We start from the raw sequence: 18,528 nt of genomic DNA, 5'->3' as shown, positions 1-18,528 counted from the left end.
CCTTCCGGGCTTCGTCCCTGGCTGGAGGTCCCACTCTACGCCGGTTTCCAGCAGCCCGTCTAGCGGGGGGCTGGTCCGGCGGCCCTCCCGGGCCGCGCGGCGCAGAAAGAAAGTTACGTGCCCCCGCAGGCCGTGTCAAACCCGTGGTCCGTGACGCCCGACACGCTGCCGTCACACGCCCGTCGCCGGGCGTTCACAGGGCCTGGGAGGGCTCAGCCGGCCCGGTGCACGCCGGCGATCGAGCGGCGTCCGCGGCGCAGGACGAGCCAGCCACCGGGGAGCCAGGCGTCCTCCCCCGGGCGGGCGTCGGCGTCCGCCACCCGCTCGTTGTTGAGATAGGCCCCGCCCTCCTTCACCGTGCGTCGCGCCTCCGACAGGGAGCCCACGAGCCCGGTCTGCTGGAGCAGCTGGGCCACGGTCGGCGGGTCGCCGTCGACGGTGATGCTCCCGGCCTCGGTGAGCGCCGCGGCGAGGGTCGCCTCGTCCAGCGAGCGCAGGTCCTCCCGGCCGAAGAGCGCACGTCCCGCGGCCTCGGCCTGCCGGAGCTGGTCGGGGCCGTGCACGAGCAGGGTCAGCTCCTCGGCGAGCGCGCGCTGGGCGGTGCGGGCCGCCGGCCGCTCGAGGCTCTCGGTGATCAGCACCTCTAGCTCGTCGGCCGGGCGCTCGGAGAACAGCGGCAGCCACGTGCGGGCGTCGGCGTCGTCGGCGTTGAGCCAGAACTGGAAGAACGCGTAGGGGGACGTCAGCGACGGGTCGAGCCAGACGGTCCCGCCCTCGCTCTTGCCGAACTTGGTGCCGTCGGCCTTGGTCACCAGGGGCGTCGACAGGGCGTGCACCCCGGCCCCCTCGACCCGGCGGACCAGGTCGATGCCGGCGGTGAGGTTGCCCCACTGGTCCGAGCCGCCGGTCTGCAGGGTGACGCCGTGGCGCCGGTGCAGCTCCAGGAAGTCGTTGGCCTGCAGGATCTGGTAGCTGAACTCGGTGTAGCTGATGCCCGCCTCGGAGTTCAGCCGGGCCGAGACCGCCTCCTTGGCGAGCATCCGCCCCACCCGGAAGTGCTTGCCGAGCCCCCGCAGGAAGTCGATGGCCGAGAGCTCGCCGGTCCAGTCGAGGTTGTCCACGTAGACCGGTGGAACCAGCCCGTCGCGCTCGGCCGGCAGGTCCAGGAACGGCGCCACCTGCCGGCGGATGCTCTCCACCCACCCGGCGACGACAGCAGGGTCGTTCAGCTGCCGCTCCGCCGACGGGCGCGGGTCACCGATGAGACCCGTCGCGCCACCGACCAGGACCACCGGCCGGTGCCCCGCCCGCTGCAGGGCCCGCAGCACCATGAACTGCACGAGGTGCCCGACGTGCAGGCTCTCCGCCGTCGGGTCGAAGCCGCAGTAGTAGGTGACCGGCCCCTCGGCGAGATGGGCGCGCAGCGCGGCCTCGTCCGTGCTCTGGGCGATCAACCCGCGGCGGTGCAGCTCGTCGATGACTCCGTGGGCGGCAGGCGTGGTCACAGGGGTCCATCCTGCCCGGCGCGTCCGCGCCGCGGTCTGCCGCCCGCCCGGAAGGCGCTCACCGACGGCGCGCCGGTCTCCCAGAACCGCCAGGGCAGCTCCGTGGCGACGCTGATGCCGACGCGGGGTCCGGCCGACACCTCGGCCGGCGGGGTTCCCCGGTGCAGGCGCACCGGGGAGGCCGGGTCGAGCAGGTCGGTGCCGAGATCCGGGCGCCCGACGGCGAGGGCCTGGGTCAGCCGCGCCGGCCCACCGGCCAGGTCGCGCGGGGTCCGCGCGACCGGACGGCGGGCGCGCGCCAGCTCCTCCCCCACCACGACCTCGCCGGCGCGCAGGAGCACCGCCGAGCCCTCGCCCTCGTGCCCGACGACGACGTTGGCGCACCAGTGCACCCCGTAGGAGAAGTACACGTAGAGCCGCCCCGGCGGGCCGAACATGATCGCCGCCCGGGGCGTCGGACCGCGGTGCGAGTGCGCCGCCGGGTCGACGCCCGACCCGGAGTAGGCCTCGACCTCGGTGAGCCGCAGCGCCACGGTGCCCTCCGGCCGGTCGGTGACCACCCAGCAGCCGAGCAGGGACGGCGCGACCTCGTCGACCGGGCCGAGCAGCTCCTCGGCCCGCACCAGCGGCCCCGGCTCCGACGACGGCACGCTCAGAGGGCCGCGGCCACGGGCGAGGACACCGCCCACCCGGCGTGCTGCCGCGCCGCCTCGGCCAGCTGCACGAGCTGCCCCGCGACCCGTTCCGGCGCCGTGCCGCCCCGCGCCGACCGCGCCGCCAGCGCCCCCGGCACCGACAGCACCGAGCGCACGTCGGGGGTGAGCCGCGGGTCGATGCCGGCGAGCTGCTCGTCGTCCAGCTGGTCGAGCTCGAGACCCGCCTCTTCGCAGAACGCGACCATCGCGCCGCTGATCTCGTGCGCCGACCGGAACGGCACCCCCTGCCGGACCAGCCACTCCGCGACGTCGGTGGCCAGCGCGAAGCCCTGCGGCGCGGCAGCCTCCAGCACCTCGGGGCGCAGGGTGAGGGTCGCGACCATCCCGGTGACCGCCGGCAGCAGGAGGAGCAGCTGCTCCATGGAGTCGAAGACCGGCTCCTTGTCCTCCTGCAGATCGCGGTCGTAGGCCAGCGGCAGCCCCTTGAGCATGGTGAGCAGGCCGGTCAGGTTGCCGACGAAACGGCCGGACTTGCCGCGGGCGAGCTCGGCGATGTCGGGGTTCTTCTTCTGCGGCATGATCGACGACCCGGTCGCCCACGCGTCGTCGAGGCGGGCCCAGCCGAACTCGGTCGACGTCCAGAGCACGACCTCCTCGCCGAGCCGGGAGAGGTGGACGCCGATGAGCGCGGCGGCGAAGCAGAACTCCGCGGCGAAGTCGCGGTCGCTCACGCCGTCGATGGAGTTGTCGGACGCGCGGTCGAAGCCGAGCTCGGCGGCGACGGCGTCGGGGTCCAGCGGCAGCGAGGAGCCGGCCAGCGCGCCGGAGCCGTAGGGGCTCACGGCCGCCCGCCGGTCCCAGTCCCGCAGCCGGTCGACGTCTCGGGCGAAGGCGTGCGCGTGGGCGAGCAGCTGGTGGGCGAAGAGCACCGGCTGGGCGTGCTGCAGGTGGGTCATGCCGGGCGCGGCGACGTCCTGGTAGCGCTCGGCCAGGCCGACCAGCGCGTACTCCAGCGACGACAGCTCCCCGACCAGCGCGCGCACCGTGTGCCGCAGGTAGAGCCGCAGGTCGGTGGCGATCTGGTCGTTGCGGCTGCGGCCGGCGCGCAGCTTGCCGCCGAGGGCTCCCAGCTTCTCGGTGAGCCCGCGCTCGAGCGCCTCGTGCACGTCCTCGTCGGACTCGACGGCGACGAAGGTGCCGGCGGCGACCTCGTCCGACAGCTCCCGCAGCGCGCCGAGCATCTGCTCCAGCTCCTCGTCGGCGAGCAGCCCGGCGCGGTGCAGCACCCGGGCGTGCGCCCGGGAACCGGCCAGGTCGAAGGGGGCGAGCTTCCAGTCGAAGTGCGTCGATTTGGAGAGGGCGGCCATCGCCGGGGACGGGCCGCCGCCGAAGCGCCCGCCCCAGAGCCGGGTGTGGGTCGCGGGGGCGGTCGGGTCGGTCACGGGGCGGTTCCTCCGGAGGGGTCGTCGGCCAGGTCGCTGTGCAGCTCGGGGTAGACGGCGGGGGTGCGGGCGGCCATGGCCCGCAGCCGCTCCGCGAGCGCGGGTCCGCCGTCGGGAGCGCGGGACACCACCAGGAGAGTGTCGTCGCCGGCGATCGTGCCGAGCACGTCGGGGAGCCCCACCTTGTCCAGGGCCGACGCCAGGAACTGCGCGGCGCCCGGCGGGGTGCGCAGCACCGCCAGGTTGGCGCTGCCCTCCGCGCCGGTGAGCAGGTCGGCGAGCAGCCGGGTCAGCCGGGCCGGCGCGGCCTGCGCCGGGCGCAGCGGCGCGTTCTCCGGCGGCAGCACGTAGGAGGCCGGCGCGCCGTCGGAGCCGCGCATCTTCACCGCGCCGAGCTCCTCGAGGTCCCGCGAGAGGGTGGCCTGGGTGACCTCGATCCCCGACTCGGCCAGCAGCACCGCCAGCTGGGTCTGGGAGGTGATCGCCCGTGCTTCGATCAGCTCGCGGATGCGGGCCTGGCGCGCCGAGCGGGTCAGGGCACCCGTCACGAGCGCTCCAGGAGCCAGACGAGGAGGGCCTTCTGGGCGTGCAGGCGGTTCTCCGCCTCGTCCCAGACCGCGCTCTGCGGCCCGTCGATCACCTCGGCGGCGATCTCCTTGCCGCGGTAGGCCGGCAGGCAGTGCAGGACGACGGCGTCGTCGGCGGCGCGGGCGAGCGCCGCCTCGTCCACCGCGTAGGGCAGGAACGGGGCGACGCGGGCCTCGTACTGGTCCTCCTGGCCCATCGACACCCACGTGTCGGTGACCAGGACGTCGGCGCCGTCGGCGGCGGCCGCGGCGTCGGGGGTCCACGCCACCGAGCCCCCGGTCTCCGCCGCGATCGCCGCCGCGCGCTCGAGCACCGCCGGGTCGGGCCGGAAGGACTCCGGCGACGCGATCCGCACGTGCATGCCGGCGGTGGCGCCGCCGAGCAGGTAGGAGTGCGCCATGTTGTTGGCGCCGTCGCCGAGGTAGGTCATGGACCGGCCGGCCAGCGAGCCCTTGCGCTCGATCACCGTCTGCAGGTCGGCCAGGATCTGGCAGGGGTGGTACTCGTCGGTCAGCGCGTTGACCACCGGGACCCGGCTCACCGACGCCATCGCCTCGATGCGCTCCTGGCCGGAGGTGCGCCACACGATCGCGGCGGCCTGCCGGTCCAGCACCCGGGTGGTGTCCTCGATCGGCTCCCCGCGCCCGAGCTGGCTGCCGGCCGCGTCGATGACCAGCGGGTAGCCGCCGAGCTCGGCGACGCCGACGGAGAACGACACCCGCGTGCGGGTGGAGGGCTTGTCGAACAGCACCGCCACCGCCCGGGGCACCCCGTTGGCGGCGCGCAGCGGGACGGGGGCGTCCCCGGTGTGCCGCGAGGCCTTGAGGGATGCGGCCAGGGCGAGCACCTCGGCCTGCTCCGCCGGGGTCAGGTCGTCGTCCTTGAGGAAGTGCCGGGTCACTGGTGGTTCTCCTGGAGAGCGGTGTCGAGGGCGGCGGGCAGCGCCGCCACGAAGGCGTCCACCTGCGCGTCGGTGAGGACCAGCGGCGGGGCGAGGCGGAGGACGTCCGGGGCGACCGCGTTGGTCAGGAAGCCGGCTGCGCGGAGGTCCGTCTCCAGGGCGGCGGCGACGTCGGCGGTGAGGACGACGCCGAGCAGCGCGCCCCTCCCCCGGACGCCGCGGATGCCGGCGTGGCCGAGGGCCTCGATGCCGGCGGTGAACCGGTGCTCGAGCTCCTTGGCGCGCTCGAGCAGCCCCTCGTCCCGGATGGTGTCGAGGACGGCGAGCGCCGCGGCGGCGGCGATGGGGTTCCCGCCGAACGTGGAGCCGTGCGAGCCCGCCGTGAGCAGTTCCGCGGCGTCGCCGAAGGCGAGCATCGCGCCGATCGGCAGCCCGCCGCCGAGCGCCTTGGCCAGCGTGATGACGTCGGGGTGCAGCCCGTCGGCCTGGTGGGCGAACCACGAGCCGGTCCGCCCGATGCCCGTCTGCACCTCGTCGACGGCGAACAGCGCGCCCGCGCCCTCGGCGGCGTCGGCCGCCGCGGTGAGGTAGCCGGGCGGCGCCGGCAGCACGCCGCCCTCCCCCAGCATCGGCTCGAGCAGCACCATGGCCGTCTCGCCGGTGACCGCCGAGCGCAGGGCCCCGGCGTCGCCGTAGGGGACGTAGGAGACCCCGCCGGGCAGCGGCGCGAAGGGCGCGGCCTTGGACGGCTGGCCGGTGAGCGCGAGCGCGCCCATCGTCCGGCCGTGGAAGGCGCCCTCGGCGGTGACGACGCCCGGGCGGCCGGTGAGCCGGCTCAGCTTGAACGCCGCCTCGTTGGCCTCGGCGCCGGAGTTGCAGAAGAAGACCCGCCCGGGCCGCCCGGCCAGCTCCAGCAACCGCTCGGCCAGCAGGATGCCCGGCTCGTGCATCGCCAGGTTGGAGACGTGGCCCAGCCTCGCCGCCTGCGTGGTGATCGCCTCCACGACCCGGGGGTGGGCGTGGCCCAGGATCGTCGTCGCGATGCCGCCGAGCAGGTCGGTGTACTCCCGCCCGTCGACGTCCGTGACGGCGGCGCCGCTGCCGGAGGCAAGGGCGACCGGCGGGGTCTTGTAGTTCGTCATCATCACGGCCGACCAGCGGCGGGCCAGCTCCTCGGTGTGCGTCGTCATGCTGTGCCCTCCTTCTGGTCCCTCGCCGGGACGACCATCGTCCCGGTGCCCTCGGTGGTGAACGTCTCCAGGAGAAGGGCGTGCGGGGTGCGGCCGTCGACCACGGTCGCCCGCTTCACCCCGCCCTCGACCGCCCGCAGGCAGGCGGCCATCTTCGGGATCATCCCGGCGTCCAGCGTGGGCAGGAGCTCGGCGAGCTCGCGGGCGTCGATCTGCTGCACCAGCGAGCCGCGGTCCGGCCAGTCGGCGTAGAGGCCCTCGACGTCGGTGAGCACGACCAGCTTCACCGCGCCCAGCGCGGCGGCGAGCGCGGCGGCCGCGGTGTCGGCGTTGACGTTGTGCACGACGCCGTCGGCGTCCGGGGCGACGCTGGCCACCACCGGGATGTGGCCGGCCTCCAGCAGCGCGGTGACCGGGGTGGTGTCGACGGCCGCGACGTCGCCGACCAGCCCGATGTCGACCGGTTCCCCGTCGACGACCGCGGTGGTCCGCCGGGCGGTGAACAGCCCGCCGTCCTCACCGGAGAGGTGCACCGCCATCGGGCCGTGCTGGTTGATCAGCCCGACGATGTCCGGGCCGACCTGCCCGGTCAGCACCATGCGGACGACGTCGATCGTCTCCGGCGTGGTCACCCGCAGCCCACCGCGGAACTCGCTGGCGATCCCCAGGCGGGTGAGCATCTCGGTGATCTGCGGGCCGCCGCCGTGGACGACGACGGGGAGGATGCCGCACGTCCGCAGGAACACCATGTCGTCGGCGAAGGCGCGGCGGCACTCGTCGTCGACCATGGCGTGCCCGCCGTACTTGATGACGACGACCTTGCCGTGGAACTCCTTGAGCCAGGGCAGCGCCCCGGTGAGGACGGCGACCTTGGCGGCGTCGCCCTCGGGGTCGTGCGTGCGCATGACCCGGCTGGTGCCGACCCGGCGGGGCAGCTTCGTCGGCGGCGCCGGCTCGTCGATGCGGACGTCGGGCGGGGTGGGATCCTGCTGGCTCATGTGGAGTAGGCCGAGTTCTCGTGCACGTAGGCGATGGACAGGTCGTTGGTCCAGATGGTGGCCTGCTCGGCGCCGGCCCGGAGGTCGACGTCGATGGTGATCTCCCGGCCGGTGAGGTCGACGCCCTCGCGCGGGTCGCCGATCGAGCCGCCGCGGCAGACGGTGACGCCGTTGATGGTCACGTCGACCCGGTCGGCCTCGAAGGCGGCGTCGGTGGTGCCGATCGCGGCCAGCACCCGCCCCCAGTTGGGGTCGTTGCCGAACAGCGCCGTCTTGAGCAGGTTGTTGCGGGCGCAGGCCCGCCCGGCGGTGAGCGCGTCGTCGACGCTGGCCGCGTTGCGCACGGTGATCGCGATGTCCTTGGTGGAGCCCTCGGCGTCGGCGAGCAGCTGCATCGCCAGGTCCGTCGCGGCTGCGGTGAGCGCCTCGGTGAGCTCGTCCTCGGTCGGGGTGACCCCGCTCGCGCCGTTGGCCAGCACGATCACCGTGTCGTTGGTGGAGAGGCACCCGTCGGAGTCGACCCGCTCGAAGCTGACCGCCGTGGCGGCCTTCAGCGCCCGCTGCAGGACGTCGGGGTCGGCGGCGGCGTCGGTGGTGAGGACGACGAGCATGGTGGCCAGGCTCGGGGCGAGCATGCCGGCGCCCTTGGCCATGCCGCCGACGGTCCACCCGTCCCGATGCTGCGCCGTCGTCTTCGGCACGCTGTCGGTGGTCATGATCGCCCGTGCCGCGTCGTCGCCGCCCTCCTCGGAGAGCGCCTCCACGGCGGCGGTGACGCCGGCGGTCAGCTTCTCCATGGGCAGCCGGACGCCGATCAGGCCGGTGCTCGCGACGACGACGTCGATCGCGCCGATGTCGAGGCGGGCCGCGGCGTGCTCCGCGGTGGCGTGGGTGTCCTGGAAGCCCTCGGGGCCGGTGCAGGCGTTGGCGCCGCCGGAGTTGAGGACGACCGCGCGCGCCCGCTGGCCGGCGAGCACCTGGCGGCTCCACTGCACCGGCGCCGCGGGGAAGCGGTTGGTGGTGAAGACGGCGGCGGCGGCGTCGTCGGGGCCGGTGTTGAGGACGACGGCGACGTCGGGGTCGCCGCTGGATTTCAGCCCGGCCGCGACGCCCGCCGCGGAGAAGCCCTTCGGTGCGGTGGTGGTCACGGCGCGACTCCTACGAGCGGGAGACCGGTGGTCTCGGGCAGGCCGAGGGCGAGGTTGGCGCACTGGACCGCCGCTCCCCCGGTGCCCTTGGTGAGGTTGTCGACGGCGGCGACGACGACGAGCCGGTTCGCGTCGGCGTCGACGGCTAGCTGCAGCGCGACGGTGTTGGCGCCGAGCACCTGGGCGGTGGTGGGCCACAGGCCCTCGGGCAGCAGGTGCACGAACGGCTCGTCGGCGTAGGCCTGCGCGTAGGCGGCGCGGGCGGCTGCGGCGTCGACCCCCGGCGCCAGCGGCGCGGAGCAGGTGGCGAGGATCCCCCGGCTCATCGGCACGAGGGTCGGGGTGAAGCTGACGCCCACCGGCGCACCGGCGGCCTGCGTCAGGCCCTGGATCATCTCCGGCGTGTGCCGGTGCACCCCTCCGACGCCGTAGACGCTCGCCGCGCCCATGACCTCGCTGCCCAGCAGGTGCGGCTTGGGCGACTTCCCGGCGCCGCTGGTCCCGCTGGCGGCCACGACGACGACGTCGGGCTCGACCAGGCCGGCGGCGAGCGCCGGGGCCATCGCGAGGGTGACCGAGGTCGGGTAGCAACCGGGGACGGCGACCCGCGTCGCGCCGGCCAGCCGCTCCCGCTGGCCGGGGAGCTCGGGGAGGCCGTAGGGCCAGGTGCCGGCGTGCACGCCGCCGTACCAGCGCGCCCAGGCGGCGGGGTCGTTGAGCCGGTGGTCGGCGCCGCAGTCGATGACGAGGGTCTCGGCGGGCAGCTGGTCGGCGATCGCGGCGGACTCGCCGTGCGGCAACGCCAGGACGACGACGTCGTAGCCGGCCAGGCTCGCCGCGTCGCTGGGCTGGACCACCAGGTCGGCGAACGGGAGCAGGTGGGGCTGCAGCTCACCGAGGCGTCGGCCGGCGCTCGAGTTGGCGTGCACCCCGGCCAGCCGGAGGTTCGGGTGCCCGGCCAGCAGCCGGCACACCTCGCCTCCCGCGTACCCGGTGGCGCCGGTGACCCCGACCGTCCACGTCTGCGTGCTCACGATGCATGACCATACATCACCATGCATGAACGTTCATCCGGGACCGACGCGAACCGGACCACCAGGGCCGGTCGTGCGGTAGGACTAGCGGGGAGCGCGACGGGCGCACCGGCTCGGGTGAGGAGCGGCGTGATGACCACGGAGGGCGGTATCCGGCCGCTCGAGGAGGGCGTGCAGACCGACTTCAGCACGCGGATGAGCTACGGGGGCTACCTGGGGTTGGACACGCTGCTGTCGGTGCAGCGCCCGATCAGCGACCACCACGACGAGCCGCTGTTCATCATCCAGCACCAGACCACCGAGCTGTGGCTCAAGCTGGCGCTGCACGAACTGCGCGCGGTCCGCGCGGACCTCGACCGCGACGACGTGCAGCACGCACGAAAGGGGCTGGCACGGGTCAAGCACATCCTGCGCACGATCACCGAGCAGTGGTCGGTGCTGGCGACCCTGACCCCGAGCGAGTACGCCGAGTTCCGGGGCGTGCTGGGCAGCTCCTCGGGCTTCCAGTCCTACCAGTACCGCGCCGTGGAGTTCCTCCTCGGCAACAAGAACGAGCGCATGCTCGCCGTCTTCGCCGCCGAGCCGGCCGCCCGCGAGATGCTCGCCGAGCTGCTGGACTCCCCCACGGTCTACGACGCCTTCCTGCGGTTCCTGGCGCGCCGGGGGCACGCCGTCCCGGAGGAGATCCTCTCCCGCGACGTCCGCGAGCCCTGGACCGAGCGCCCGGCGCTCCTCCCGGTGTACCGGCGGATCTACGGCGACACCGAGGCGCACTGGGCGGAGTACGCCACCTGCGAGGACCTCGTCGACCTGGAGGACGGCGTGCAGCTCTGGCGGTTCCGGCACCTGCGCACCGTGCAGCGGACCATCGGCTTCACCACGGGTACCGGCGGCAGCTCGGGGGTGGACTTCCTCCGGCGCGCGCTGGACCTCACCTTCTTCCCCGAGCTCTACACGGTCAGGTCGGGGATCGGCGCCTGACCCGCTCACAGGTACCTGACAGTCACCGTGCGCGGTTCTGTCAGCACCCGGAGGCACAGTTGCTCCTGTCCGGCGATGGTCGCCGGCGGGAGAGGGGTCCACGTGCACGTCGTCGATGCGAGCGCCGCCGTCCTGCCGCTGGGGGACATCGACCTGGTGGACGAGGAGTCCGGCCCGGTGCTGCGGCTGCGCGGTGAGGTGGACAGCACCGTCGTCGCGATCTGGGACGCGGTGCGCCGGAGCCCGGGGCACGCGCCGGTGGCGGTCGACGTCTCGGGGACGACCTTCCTGGACGCCCGGGGGCTGCGGCTGGTGGTCCGCGAGACCGAGGTGACCCGGCGCTCGGGCCGGCTACCGGAGCTGCGGCGCCCCTCGGCGGCGGTGCGCCGGCTGGTCGACATCGCCGGGGCCGGCCCGCTGTTCGCGACGGTCGCCTGACCGCCCGGCGGCGGGACGGGGTCAGGCGAGCGGGTCGCTGTCGCCGTAGGGGCGCAGGCGCAACTGCCGGGCGGTGCCCTCAGGGGTCACCGAGCGCAGGGTCTGCAGGTCGTCGGCGCCGGCGCGCAGGAAGCGGCCGGACCACGGGTCGAGCTCCCCGGCCGCGATCGCCGCGACGATCTCGACGACCCTCTCCGGCGGCGTCCAGTCGCTGAAGCCCTGCCACATGCGCATCGACCGGGTCATCGGCGTGTCGACGACGCCGGGTGCGACGTCGAAGGCCCGGACGTCGGAGCCCTCGAGCGAGAGCGCCAGCGACTCGGTGATCCGCATCAGCCCGGTCTTGGCCACCGAGTAGGCGGAGTAGTCGGGGTTGGCGCGGGTGCTCATCCCGCTGGCCAGGTTCACCACCCGGCCGCGGTTGCGCAGCAGCATCCACGGGACGACCGCCCGGCTGAGCAGGAAGCTGCCCCGCAGGTGGCTGGTGACGACGTCCCACCACTGATCGGGGTCGGCCTCCCACAGCGGCACCTCGGCCTCGTCGATCAGGCCCGCGTTGTTGACCAGCAGGTCGACCGGCCCGAGTTGCTCGCGCACCTCGCCCACCGCCGCCTCGACCGACGCCTGGTCGGTGACGTCGGCCGCGACGGCCAGCGTGCGGGCCCCGGTGGCCTCGGCGACCTCGGCCATCGCCGCGCGCAGCCGCTCCCCGCCGCGGGCCAGCCCGGCCACGGCCATCCCCCGGCGGGCCAGCCCCTCGGCGAGGTGCCGCCCGATGCCGGTGGAGGCACCGGTGACCAGGGCAACCGCACCCGACAGCGCGGCCCCGTCCAGGGACCCGCCCTGAGCCTGCGAAGGGCGGGGAGGACGGGGTCCTTCGTCAGGCACGGAGCTGCGCCCCGGTCGCGGCGGCCGCGGCCACCGCTGCATCGAACGCGACCCGGGCCTCCTCGCTCGTCAGCGTGCGGTCCGGAGCACGGAAGGTGAGCGAGTACGCCAGCGACTTCTGCCCGTCGGGCACCGAGCTGCCGGTGTAGACGTCGAAGAGCCGCAGGTCCTCCAGCAGCGCGCCGGCGCCGCCGTGCAGCGCCCGGCGCACCCGGTCCTCGGGCTGGTCCTGGGGCACGAGCAGCGCGAGGTCCATGCGCACCGGCGGGTAGGTCGAGATCGCCGGCGCCTGCGGCACGGTGGGCTCGGGCAGCGCGTCGGCGTCCAGCTCCATCACCGCGGTGCGGGCGGGGAGGCCGAGCACCTCGCAGACCTTGGGGTGCAGCTCGCCCGCGTACCCGATGACCCGGTCGCCGACCAGCAGGGCGGCGCACCGGCCGGGGTGCCACGGGGCCCGCTCGGCCTGCTCCACGGTGAGCTCGACCCCGGCGGCCGCGGCCACCAGGCGGGCGGCCTGGACGGCGTCGGCCCACTCCGCCGGCCGGCCCGGCCCCCACCAGCCGCGCGGCTCGCGCTGGCCGGTGAGCGCCACGGCGACGTGCCACGGCTGCGCCGGCACTGCGCCCAGCAGCGCGGCGAGGGTGGCGTCGTCGGGACGGCGGTCGGCGCCCGGCAGCGGCGCGGACGCGCGCTCCCCGCCCGGGAAGACCGAGCCGTGCTCGAAGAGCGCGACGTCGCGGAGGCCGCGGGAGAGGTTGCGGCCCAGCGCGGCGAGCAGGCCGGGCAGCAGCGTGGTGCGCAGCGCCGGGGCCTCCTCCGACAGCGGGTTGCGCACGGTGAGCACCCGGCGGCGCTCGTCGTCCTCGGGCAGGCCGAGCGCGTCGAGCTGCGCCGTCCCCAGGAAGGGGAAGGCCGGGGCCTCCACGTAGCCGGCGTCGGCCAGCGCGCGGCCGATGCTGCGCCGGCGGCGCTGGCGCTCGGTCAGCCCGCCGCCCGGGGGCGCCGTGGGCAGGATCGAGGGGATCTCGTCGAAGCCGCGGAAACGCACGACCTCCTCGACGAGGTCGGCCGGCTCGAGCAGGTCGCCGCGCCAGGACGCCGGGGTCACGCGCAGCTCGTCGCCGTCGCCGTCCACCTCGGCGCCGATGGCCGTCAGCACCTCGAGCACCTGGGACCGGGTGTAGGGGACGCCGGCGATCCGGCCGGGGAGCCCGGCGTCCAGCGCGATGGGTGCGCGCGGCCCGCGGGCGTCGACGTCGACCGGCGCCCCGACGACGCGCGCACCGCCGTGCTCGGCGAGCAGCGCGGCGGCCCGGGCGAGGGCGACGACGGTGACCTCGGGGTCGGTACCGCGCTCGAAGCGCTTGCCGGCCTCGCTGGGCAGCCGGTGCCGCCGGACGCCGCGGGAGATGCCGGTGGGCTCCCAGTGCGCGGCCTCCAGCAGCACCGCGCTGGTGGTCCCGCCGATCTCGGTGGAGGCGCCGCCCATGACCCCCGCCAGGCCGATCGGACCCGACTCGTCGGTGATGAGCAGGTCGTCGCCGGTCAGCGCGCGGTCGGCGCCGTCCAGGGTGGTCAGCCGCTCCCCCGCCGTCGCCCGGCGCACCGTGATCGGCCCGGTGACGGTGGCCCGGTCGAAGGCGTGCATGGGCTGCCCGAGCTCGAGCATCACGTAGTTGGTGACGTCGACGGCCAGCGAGATGCTCCGGATGCCGCACTGGGCGAGCCGGCGGCGCAGCGCCCAGGGGCTGGGCGCGGCCGGGTCGAGGTCCTCCACGGCGAGCATGGAGAAGCGGTCGCAGCGGTCGGGGTCGGCGACGGTGACCTCCCACGCGGGCGCCCCCGCCCAGTCCGGCAGCGGCAGGTCGGCCGGGTCGCGCCAGGTCACGCCGAGGACGCCGGCGAGGTCGCGGGCGACCCCGCGCATCGACATCGCGTAGCCGCGGTCCGGCGTCACCTCGAGGTCGAAGACGACGTCGTCCAGGCCGAGGACGTCGGCGGCCGGGGTGCCCGGCACGTAGCCGCCCTGGCCCAGCACCAGGATGCCGGCGTGGTCCTCGCCGATGCCGAGCTCGCGGACCGAGCAGATCATCCCGTCGGAGACGTGGTCGTAGGTCTTCCGCGCGGCGATGGCGAAGTCGCCGGGGAGCACCGCACCGGGCAGCGCGGCCACCACCAGGTCCCCGACGGCGAAGTTCTGCGCGCCGCAGACGATGCCGCGCGGTTCCGCCTCCCCGACCTCCACCTGCGTGTAGCGGATCGGCTTCTTGAAGCCGGTCAGCTCCTCGATGTCCAGCACCCGGCCGACCACGAGCGGACCGGTGGTCACCGGCGGGCGGACGACGTCCTCCACCTCGAAGCCGAGCCGCACGAAGGCGGCGTCGAGCTCCTCGACCGGAATGCCGGCCGGCAGGTCGACGAGCTCGGACAGCCAGCTGACGGGGACCTTCACTGCTCAACTCCGAAGACGCTGGTGAAACGGACGTCGGCTTCCGCGATGTCGTGCATGTCCGAGACGGCCGACCGGAACTGCAGCGCCCGCTCGATGCCCATGCCGAAGGCGAAGCCGGTGTAGACGTCCGGGTCGACGCCGCAGGCGCGCAGCACCCGCGGGTTGACCATCCCGCAGCCGCCCCACTCGACCCACTGCGGGCCGTCGCGGTGCTCGGGGAACCAGACGTCGAACTCCGCCGAGGGCTCGGTGAAGGGGAAGAAGTGCGGCCGCCACCGGGTGCGGGCGTCCGGGCCGAACAGCTGGCGGGCGAGGTGGTCCAGGGTGCCGCGCAGGTGCGCCATGGTCAGCCCCCTGTCGACGGCGAGGCCCTCGACCTGGTGGAAGACCGGCAGGTGCGTCGCGTCGAGCTCGTCGGTGCGGTAGACCCGCCCCGGGGCGACGACGTAGATCGGCGGCTGCCGCTCCAGCATCGTGCGCGCCTGCACCGGGCTGGTGTGGGTGCGCAGCACCAGGCCGGAGTCCTCGGGCGCGACGAAGAACGTGTCCGAGAGCCACCGGGCCGGGTGGTCCGGGCCGAAGTTGAGCGCGTCGAAGTTCAGCCACTCCGCCTCGAGCTCCGGCCCGTCGGCGACCTCGTAGCCCATGCCCACGAAGATGTCGGCGATCCGGTCGATGAGCGTGGTCAGCGGGTGCCGGGCGCCGCGCGGGGTGCGGTCCCACGGCAGGGTGACGTCGACCCGCTCCTCGGCCAGCACCCGGGCGTCGCGCTCGGCCTCCAGCTCGGCCCGGCGGGCGTCGTAGGCCTCGGTGACGGCGACGCGCGCGGCGTTCACCCGCTTGCCGGCGTCGCTGCGGGCCGCCGGGGGCAGCGCGCCCAGCTCGCGCCGGGCCAGCAGCACCGGGGCGCGGTCGCCGAGGTGAGCCGGGCGGGCGGCGGCCAGCGCCTCCAGGTCCGCGGCCGCCGCGAAGGCCCCGAGCGCGGCGCGGACCGCCTCGTCGAGGGCCTCGGGCGAGAGGGCGGCGACCTGCTTGGGGTCGTAGGGATCGTTGGCGCCAGACACGGGAGGCCATTCTGCCCGGCGCCCGGGCCCGTGCGCGCCTGGGTTCCCGGAGCGGGGACGCCGCGCGACCCGTGACCGGCGTCCTCCCTCCCCGCGCGGCGTCCTCCCCCACCGCGGGCGCCGAGGGAGGACGCGCCATGATCAGGGAAGCTGATCGTGGCGACGAGGTGGGTGGAGGTGCGCGTGGCGGCCCTCCTCGCGCTCGCGTCCGCGGTCGTCTACGGCGCCGCCGACTTCCTCGGGGGGCTCGCCAGCCGCCGGGCGTCGGTGTTCGCGGTCGTCGCCGTCTCGCAGCTCACCGGCCTGCTCGCGCTCGTCGTGCTGCTCCCCTGGCTCGGCGGACCGGTCACCACGGCGGACCTCGCGTGGGGCGCCGCCTCGGGGCTCGCCGGCTCGGCGGGGCTGCTGGTCTTCTTCCGCGCGCTCGCCGTCGGGGTGATGAGCGTGATCGCCCCGGTCACCGCGCTCACCGCCGCCGCCGTCCCGGTGCTGGTCGGCCTGCTCGGCGGCGAGCGCATCGGCCCGTGGGCGACGGCCGGCATCCTGCTCGCCCTGGGGGCGGTGGTGCTCGTGTCGGCCGAGGGCGGCCTGCGTGCGCTGCGCGGCGCCCGCCCCGCCAGCCTGGTGCCGGCGCTGGTCGCCGGCGCCGCGTTCGGGCTCTTCTTCGTGCTCCTGGACCGGACATCGGCCGGCGCCGGGCTCACCCCGCTGGTCGCCGCCCGGGTGGCCTCCGTGGCGCTGGTGATCAGCGTGGCGCTGACCACCCGGCAGGGGCTGCGGCCGGGCCGGGCCGCGCTGCCGCTTGTCCTGGTCTCCGGGCTCGGCGACATGACGGCGAACGCACTCTTCCTGCTGGCCACCCAGCAGGACGGGCCGCTGGCCATCACCGGGGTGCTCGCCTCGCTGTACCCCGTGAGCACCGTCGTGCTCGCCCAGATCGTGCTGCGCGAACGGCTCGTTCCCGCCCAGCTCGCGGGCCTCGGGACCGCCGCGGCCGCCGTCGTCCTCATCACGCTGCCCGGCTGACCTCCCCCTTCGGGGGGTGCTCCCCGGTTCCGGCTTCGGCCCGGGCCGGAAGGGGCCGATCCCCCGTCCGTGGACCCCGTGCGCCCGAACACCGACGCAGCTCTCGCCGCCGCCCTCAGCCCCGGTGGCGTGCGCAGCGTCTTCCAGCCCATCGTCGAGCTCGACACCGGAGCCGTCGTCGCCTACGAGGCGCTCGCGCGCGGCCCCGAGGGGCCCCTGCAGCGACCCGACCTCCTCTTCGCCGCCGCCCGCGAGGGCGGCGTGCTCGCCGAGCTGGACGCCGCCTGCCGGGTGGCCGCCTTCTCCGGCGCCGTGCGGCACGGCCTGCCCGCGCCGCTGGCGCTGTTCGTCAACGTCGAGCCCGAGGTGCTCGACACCGCCCCGATGGACGAGCTCCTGGCCATCGCCGCGACCGCCCCCGGCGGCCTCCGCGTGGTCCTGGAGATCACCGAGCGGGCGCTCGCCACCCGTCCCGCCGAGCTGCTGCGCACCGTCGCCCGGGTGCGGGAGCTGGGCTGGGGCATCGCCCTGGACGACGTCGGCGCGGAGGCGATGTCGCTGGCGTTCATGCCGATCCTGCGCCCCGACGTGGTCAAGCTGGACCTGCGGCTGGTGCAGGAGCGGCCCGGGCCGGCGATCGCGGAGATCATGAACGCGGTCAACGCCTACGCCCAGGCCACCGGGGCCGCGGTGCTCGCCGAGGGGATCGAGAACGACACCCACCTGGCCATGGCCCGAGCGCTCGGGGCCACCCTGGGCCAGGGCTGGCTCTTCGGCCGCCCCGCCCCCCAGCCGTCCTGTGAACGCCCCGTCGGGTCGCTGCCGCCGCCGGTCGAGGACCCGGGCGCCGAGGTGGAGCCGGGCTCCCCCTTCGCCTGCCTCCCCGAGGGGACGGCGCTGCGCCGCTCCCCGAAGGCCCTGCTCATCGAGCTCAGCAAGCAGCTGGAGCGGGAGGCGATGCGCCTCGGCGAGACCTGCGTGGTCACCGCGACCTTCCAGGAGGCCCGGCACTTCACCCCCTCGACGACGCAGCGCTACCGCGACCTCGTCGAGCGCACCGGCTTCGTCAGCGCCCTGGGCGAGGGGCTCCCCGCCGAGCCGCTGCCCGGGCTGCGCGGCACCGACCTGGCCGGCGACGACCCCGTGCGCGGCGAGTGGGACGTCGTCGTCCTGGCCCCGCACTTCAGCGTGGCGCTGCTGGCCCGCGACCTCGGGACGACCGGCCCGGATCTGCAGCGGGAGTTCGAGTACGCCCTGACCTACGACCGCGACGTCGCCGTCCGCGCCGCGCGGAGCCTGCTCGGCCGGGTCGCGCCCCGCACCGGCCGCGCCACCCCGGTCGCCCCCGCCCCGCCGGCTCCCCCGGCCGCCGCGCCGACGGCCATGGGCTCGGAGCTGCTGGGGGACCCCGGCCTGGTGCGGCGCGCCCTGGAGGCGACGCCCAGCGGGGTCTGCCTGGTCGACGTCCGGCTGCCCGACCAGCCGCTGGTGTACGTCAACCCGGCGTTCGAGCGCCTCGCCGGGCTGCCGCGCGAGGAGCTGCTCGGCCGCAACTGCCGGTTCCTGCAGGGGCCCGGCACCGATCAGGGGGCGGTGGCCCGCATCCGCGGGGCGATCGCCGCCGGGCAGGAGTGCCGCGAGGTCCTGGTCAACCACCGGGGCCCTGAGCAGACCCCCTGGTACAACGAGCTGCACCTGGCTCCGGTCACCGACGCCTCCGGCACCGTCGTCCAGTACATCGGCGTGCAGGTCGACGTCACCGAGCGGGTACTGGCGCAGCGGGCCCTGGAGCAGGAGCGCGACCGCACCCGCGGCTACCTGGCCCGCATCGAGGAGCTGTCGATCACCGACCCGCTCACCGGGCTCTCCACCCGCCGGCACGTGGAAGAGCAGACCGAGACCGCGCTGTGGAACGCGACGTGCGCGGGCGACGCGGTGGCCCTCCTCGTCGTCGCGGTCGACGGCCTCGCCGCGATCGAGGACCGGTACGGCTCCACCGCGGCCGAGCAGCTGCTGGCCGTCACCGGGCAGCGCCTCCGCGATCGTCTGCGGCGCGGTGACCTGGTGGCGCGCTGGGGACGCGACTCGTTCGTGGTCGTGCTGCCGGGGGGGGGGGGGGGGGGGGGGGGGGGGGCGGGGGGGCGGGGGGGGGGGGGGGGGGGGGGGGGGGGGGGGGGGGCGGGGGTGGGGTGGAGTTCGGGAGCAGTTTTTGCCGAG

16 protein-coding genes are annotated in these 18,528 nt (G+C 75.4%); 4 read left to right on the top strand and 12 right to left on the bottom strand.

Annotated features, from left to right (window positions below):
• Positions 1 to 212 precede the first annotated feature (212 nt).
• Genes tyrS through argC form a run of 9 tightly spaced genes read right to left on the bottom strand, consistent with a single transcriptional unit; the run spans position 213 to position 9,462 of the window.
• Positions 213 to 1,505, bottom strand: coding sequence for a tyrosine--tRNA ligase (gene tyrS, locus ACI794_RS20210; protein WP_456617218.1), 1,293 nt, complete (start codon positions 1,503 to 1,505; stop codon positions 213 to 215).
• Positions 1,502 to 2,155: a DNA-3-methyladenine glycosylase gene (locus ACI794_RS20205; protein WP_456617217.1), complete on the bottom strand. Its 654-nt coding sequence runs from the start codon at positions 2,153 to 2,155 to the stop codon at positions 1,502 to 1,504. Before ACI794_RS20205 ends, tyrS begins: the two co-directional genes overlap by 4 nt.
• 2 nt (positions 2,156 to 2,157) lie before the next feature.
• Positions 2,158 to 3,603 (bottom strand): argininosuccinate lyase, encoded by a 1,446-nt coding sequence (gene argH / locus ACI794_RS20200; protein ID WP_456603320.1) that lies wholly within the window; start codon positions 3,601 to 3,603, stop codon positions 2,158 to 2,160.
• Positions 3,600 to 4,151, bottom strand: a complete 552-nt coding sequence (locus tag ACI794_RS20195) for an arginine repressor (RefSeq protein WP_456603319.1) — start codon at positions 4,149 to 4,151, stop codon at positions 3,600 to 3,602. The genes argH and ACI794_RS20195 overlap by 4 nt, the downstream gene beginning before the upstream one ends.
• On the bottom strand, positions 4,148 to 5,092 hold the full coding sequence (argF, locus tag ACI794_RS20190) for an ornithine carbamoyltransferase (protein ID WP_456617216.1): 945 nt from the start codon (positions 5,090 to 5,092) through the stop codon (positions 4,148 to 4,150). Before argF ends, ACI794_RS20195 begins: the two co-directional genes overlap by 4 nt.
• Complete coding sequence (locus tag ACI794_RS20185; protein ID WP_456617215.1) at positions 5,089 to 6,282, bottom strand: acetylornithine transaminase; 1,194 nt, start codon at positions 6,280 to 6,282, stop codon at positions 5,089 to 5,091. The genes argF and ACI794_RS20185 overlap by 4 nt, the downstream gene beginning before the upstream one ends.
• Positions 6,279 to 7,280 (bottom strand): acetylglutamate kinase, encoded by a 1,002-nt coding sequence (argB, locus tag ACI794_RS20180; protein ID WP_456603316.1) that lies wholly within the window; start codon positions 7,278 to 7,280, stop codon positions 6,279 to 6,281. The genes ACI794_RS20185 and argB overlap by 4 nt, the downstream gene beginning before the upstream one ends.
• The gene (gene argJ, locus ACI794_RS20175) at positions 7,277 to 8,428 is read right to left on the bottom strand and encodes a bifunctional glutamate N-acetyltransferase/amino-acid acetyltransferase ArgJ (protein ID WP_456617214.1); all 1,152 of its coding nucleotides are present in this window, start codon (positions 8,426 to 8,428) and stop codon (positions 7,277 to 7,279) included. The genes argB and argJ overlap by 4 nt, the downstream gene beginning before the upstream one ends.
• Positions 8,425 to 9,462 (bottom strand): N-acetyl-gamma-glutamyl-phosphate reductase, encoded by a 1,038-nt coding sequence (gene argC, locus ACI794_RS20170; protein WP_456603314.1) that lies wholly within the window; start codon positions 9,460 to 9,462, stop codon positions 8,425 to 8,427. The genes argJ and argC overlap by 4 nt, the downstream gene beginning before the upstream one ends.
• Positions 9,463 to 9,594: 132 nt before the next feature.
• Here argC and ACI794_RS20165 point away from each other — a divergent pair, with 132 nt between their 5' ends.
• Positions 9,595 to 10,443 carry a tryptophan 2,3-dioxygenase gene (locus ACI794_RS20165; RefSeq protein WP_456617213.1) on the top strand — a complete coding sequence of 283 codons (849 nt, stop codon included), beginning with the start codon at positions 9,595 to 9,597 and terminating at the stop codon, positions 10,441 to 10,443.
• A 102-nt stretch (positions 10,444 to 10,545) separates the two neighbouring features.
• On the top strand, positions 10,546 to 10,881 hold the full coding sequence (locus ACI794_RS20160) for an STAS domain-containing protein (RefSeq protein WP_456603312.1): 336 nt from the start codon (positions 10,546 to 10,548) through the stop codon (positions 10,879 to 10,881).
• 21 nt (positions 10,882 to 10,902) lie between these two features.
• On the opposite strand, the gene ACI794_RS20155 is transcribed toward ACI794_RS20160, so the two are convergent.
• The 3 genes from ACI794_RS20155 to pheS are packed head-to-tail and all read right to left on the bottom strand — an operon-like array spanning position 10,903 to position 15,285.
• Entirely contained in the window at positions 10,903 to 11,769 is an 867-nt protein-coding gene (locus ACI794_RS20155; RefSeq protein ID WP_456617212.1) for an SDR family NAD(P)-dependent oxidoreductase, read from the bottom strand.
• Complete coding sequence (gene pheT, locus ACI794_RS20150; RefSeq protein WP_456617211.1) at positions 11,762 to 14,221, bottom strand: phenylalanine--tRNA ligase subunit beta; 2,460 nt, start codon at positions 14,219 to 14,221, stop codon at positions 11,762 to 11,764. The genes ACI794_RS20155 and pheT overlap by 8 nt, the downstream gene beginning before the upstream one ends.
• Positions 14,218 to 15,285 carry a phenylalanine--tRNA ligase subunit alpha gene (pheS, locus tag ACI794_RS20145; RefSeq protein WP_456603309.1) on the bottom strand — a complete coding sequence of 356 codons (1,068 nt, stop codon included), beginning with the start codon at positions 15,283 to 15,285 and terminating at the stop codon, positions 14,218 to 14,220. Before pheS ends, pheT begins: the two co-directional genes overlap by 4 nt.
• A gap of 183 nt (positions 15,286 to 15,468) precedes the next feature.
• Here pheS and ACI794_RS20140 point away from each other — a divergent pair, with 183 nt between their 5' ends.
• The gene (locus ACI794_RS20140; protein WP_456603308.1) at positions 15,469 to 16,311 is read left to right on the top strand and encodes an EamA family transporter; all 843 of its coding nucleotides are present in this window, start codon (positions 15,469 to 15,471) and stop codon (positions 16,309 to 16,311) included.
• 78 nt (positions 16,312 to 16,389) lie between these two features.
• Positions 16,390 to 18,528 (top strand): EAL domain-containing protein (locus tag ACI794_RS20135; protein WP_456617210.1); only part of this gene is annotated, 2,139 nt, incomplete at its 3' end.

The sequence above is a fragment of the Blastococcus sp. SYSU DS0541 genome (assembly GCF_054050875.1).
Note: the sequence above shows the minus strand (reverse complement) of the source record. Positions and strands in the feature narration are given on the sequence as shown.

What these genes read in the sequence shown, in the direction of transcription:
- ACI794_RS20185 (WP_456617215.1), bottom strand. Translation starts at nt 6,282, where the DNA reads ATGACGACGCACACCGAGGAGCTGGCCCGCCGCTGGTCGGCCGTGATG.
- argB (WP_456603316.1), bottom strand. Translation starts at nt 7,280, where the DNA reads ATGAGCCAGCAGGATCCCACCCCGCCCGACGTCCGCATCGACGAGCCG.
- ACI794_RS20165 (WP_456617213.1), top strand. Translation starts at nt 9,595, where the DNA reads ATGACCACGGAGGGCGGTATCCGGCCGCTCGAGGAGGGCGTGCAGACC.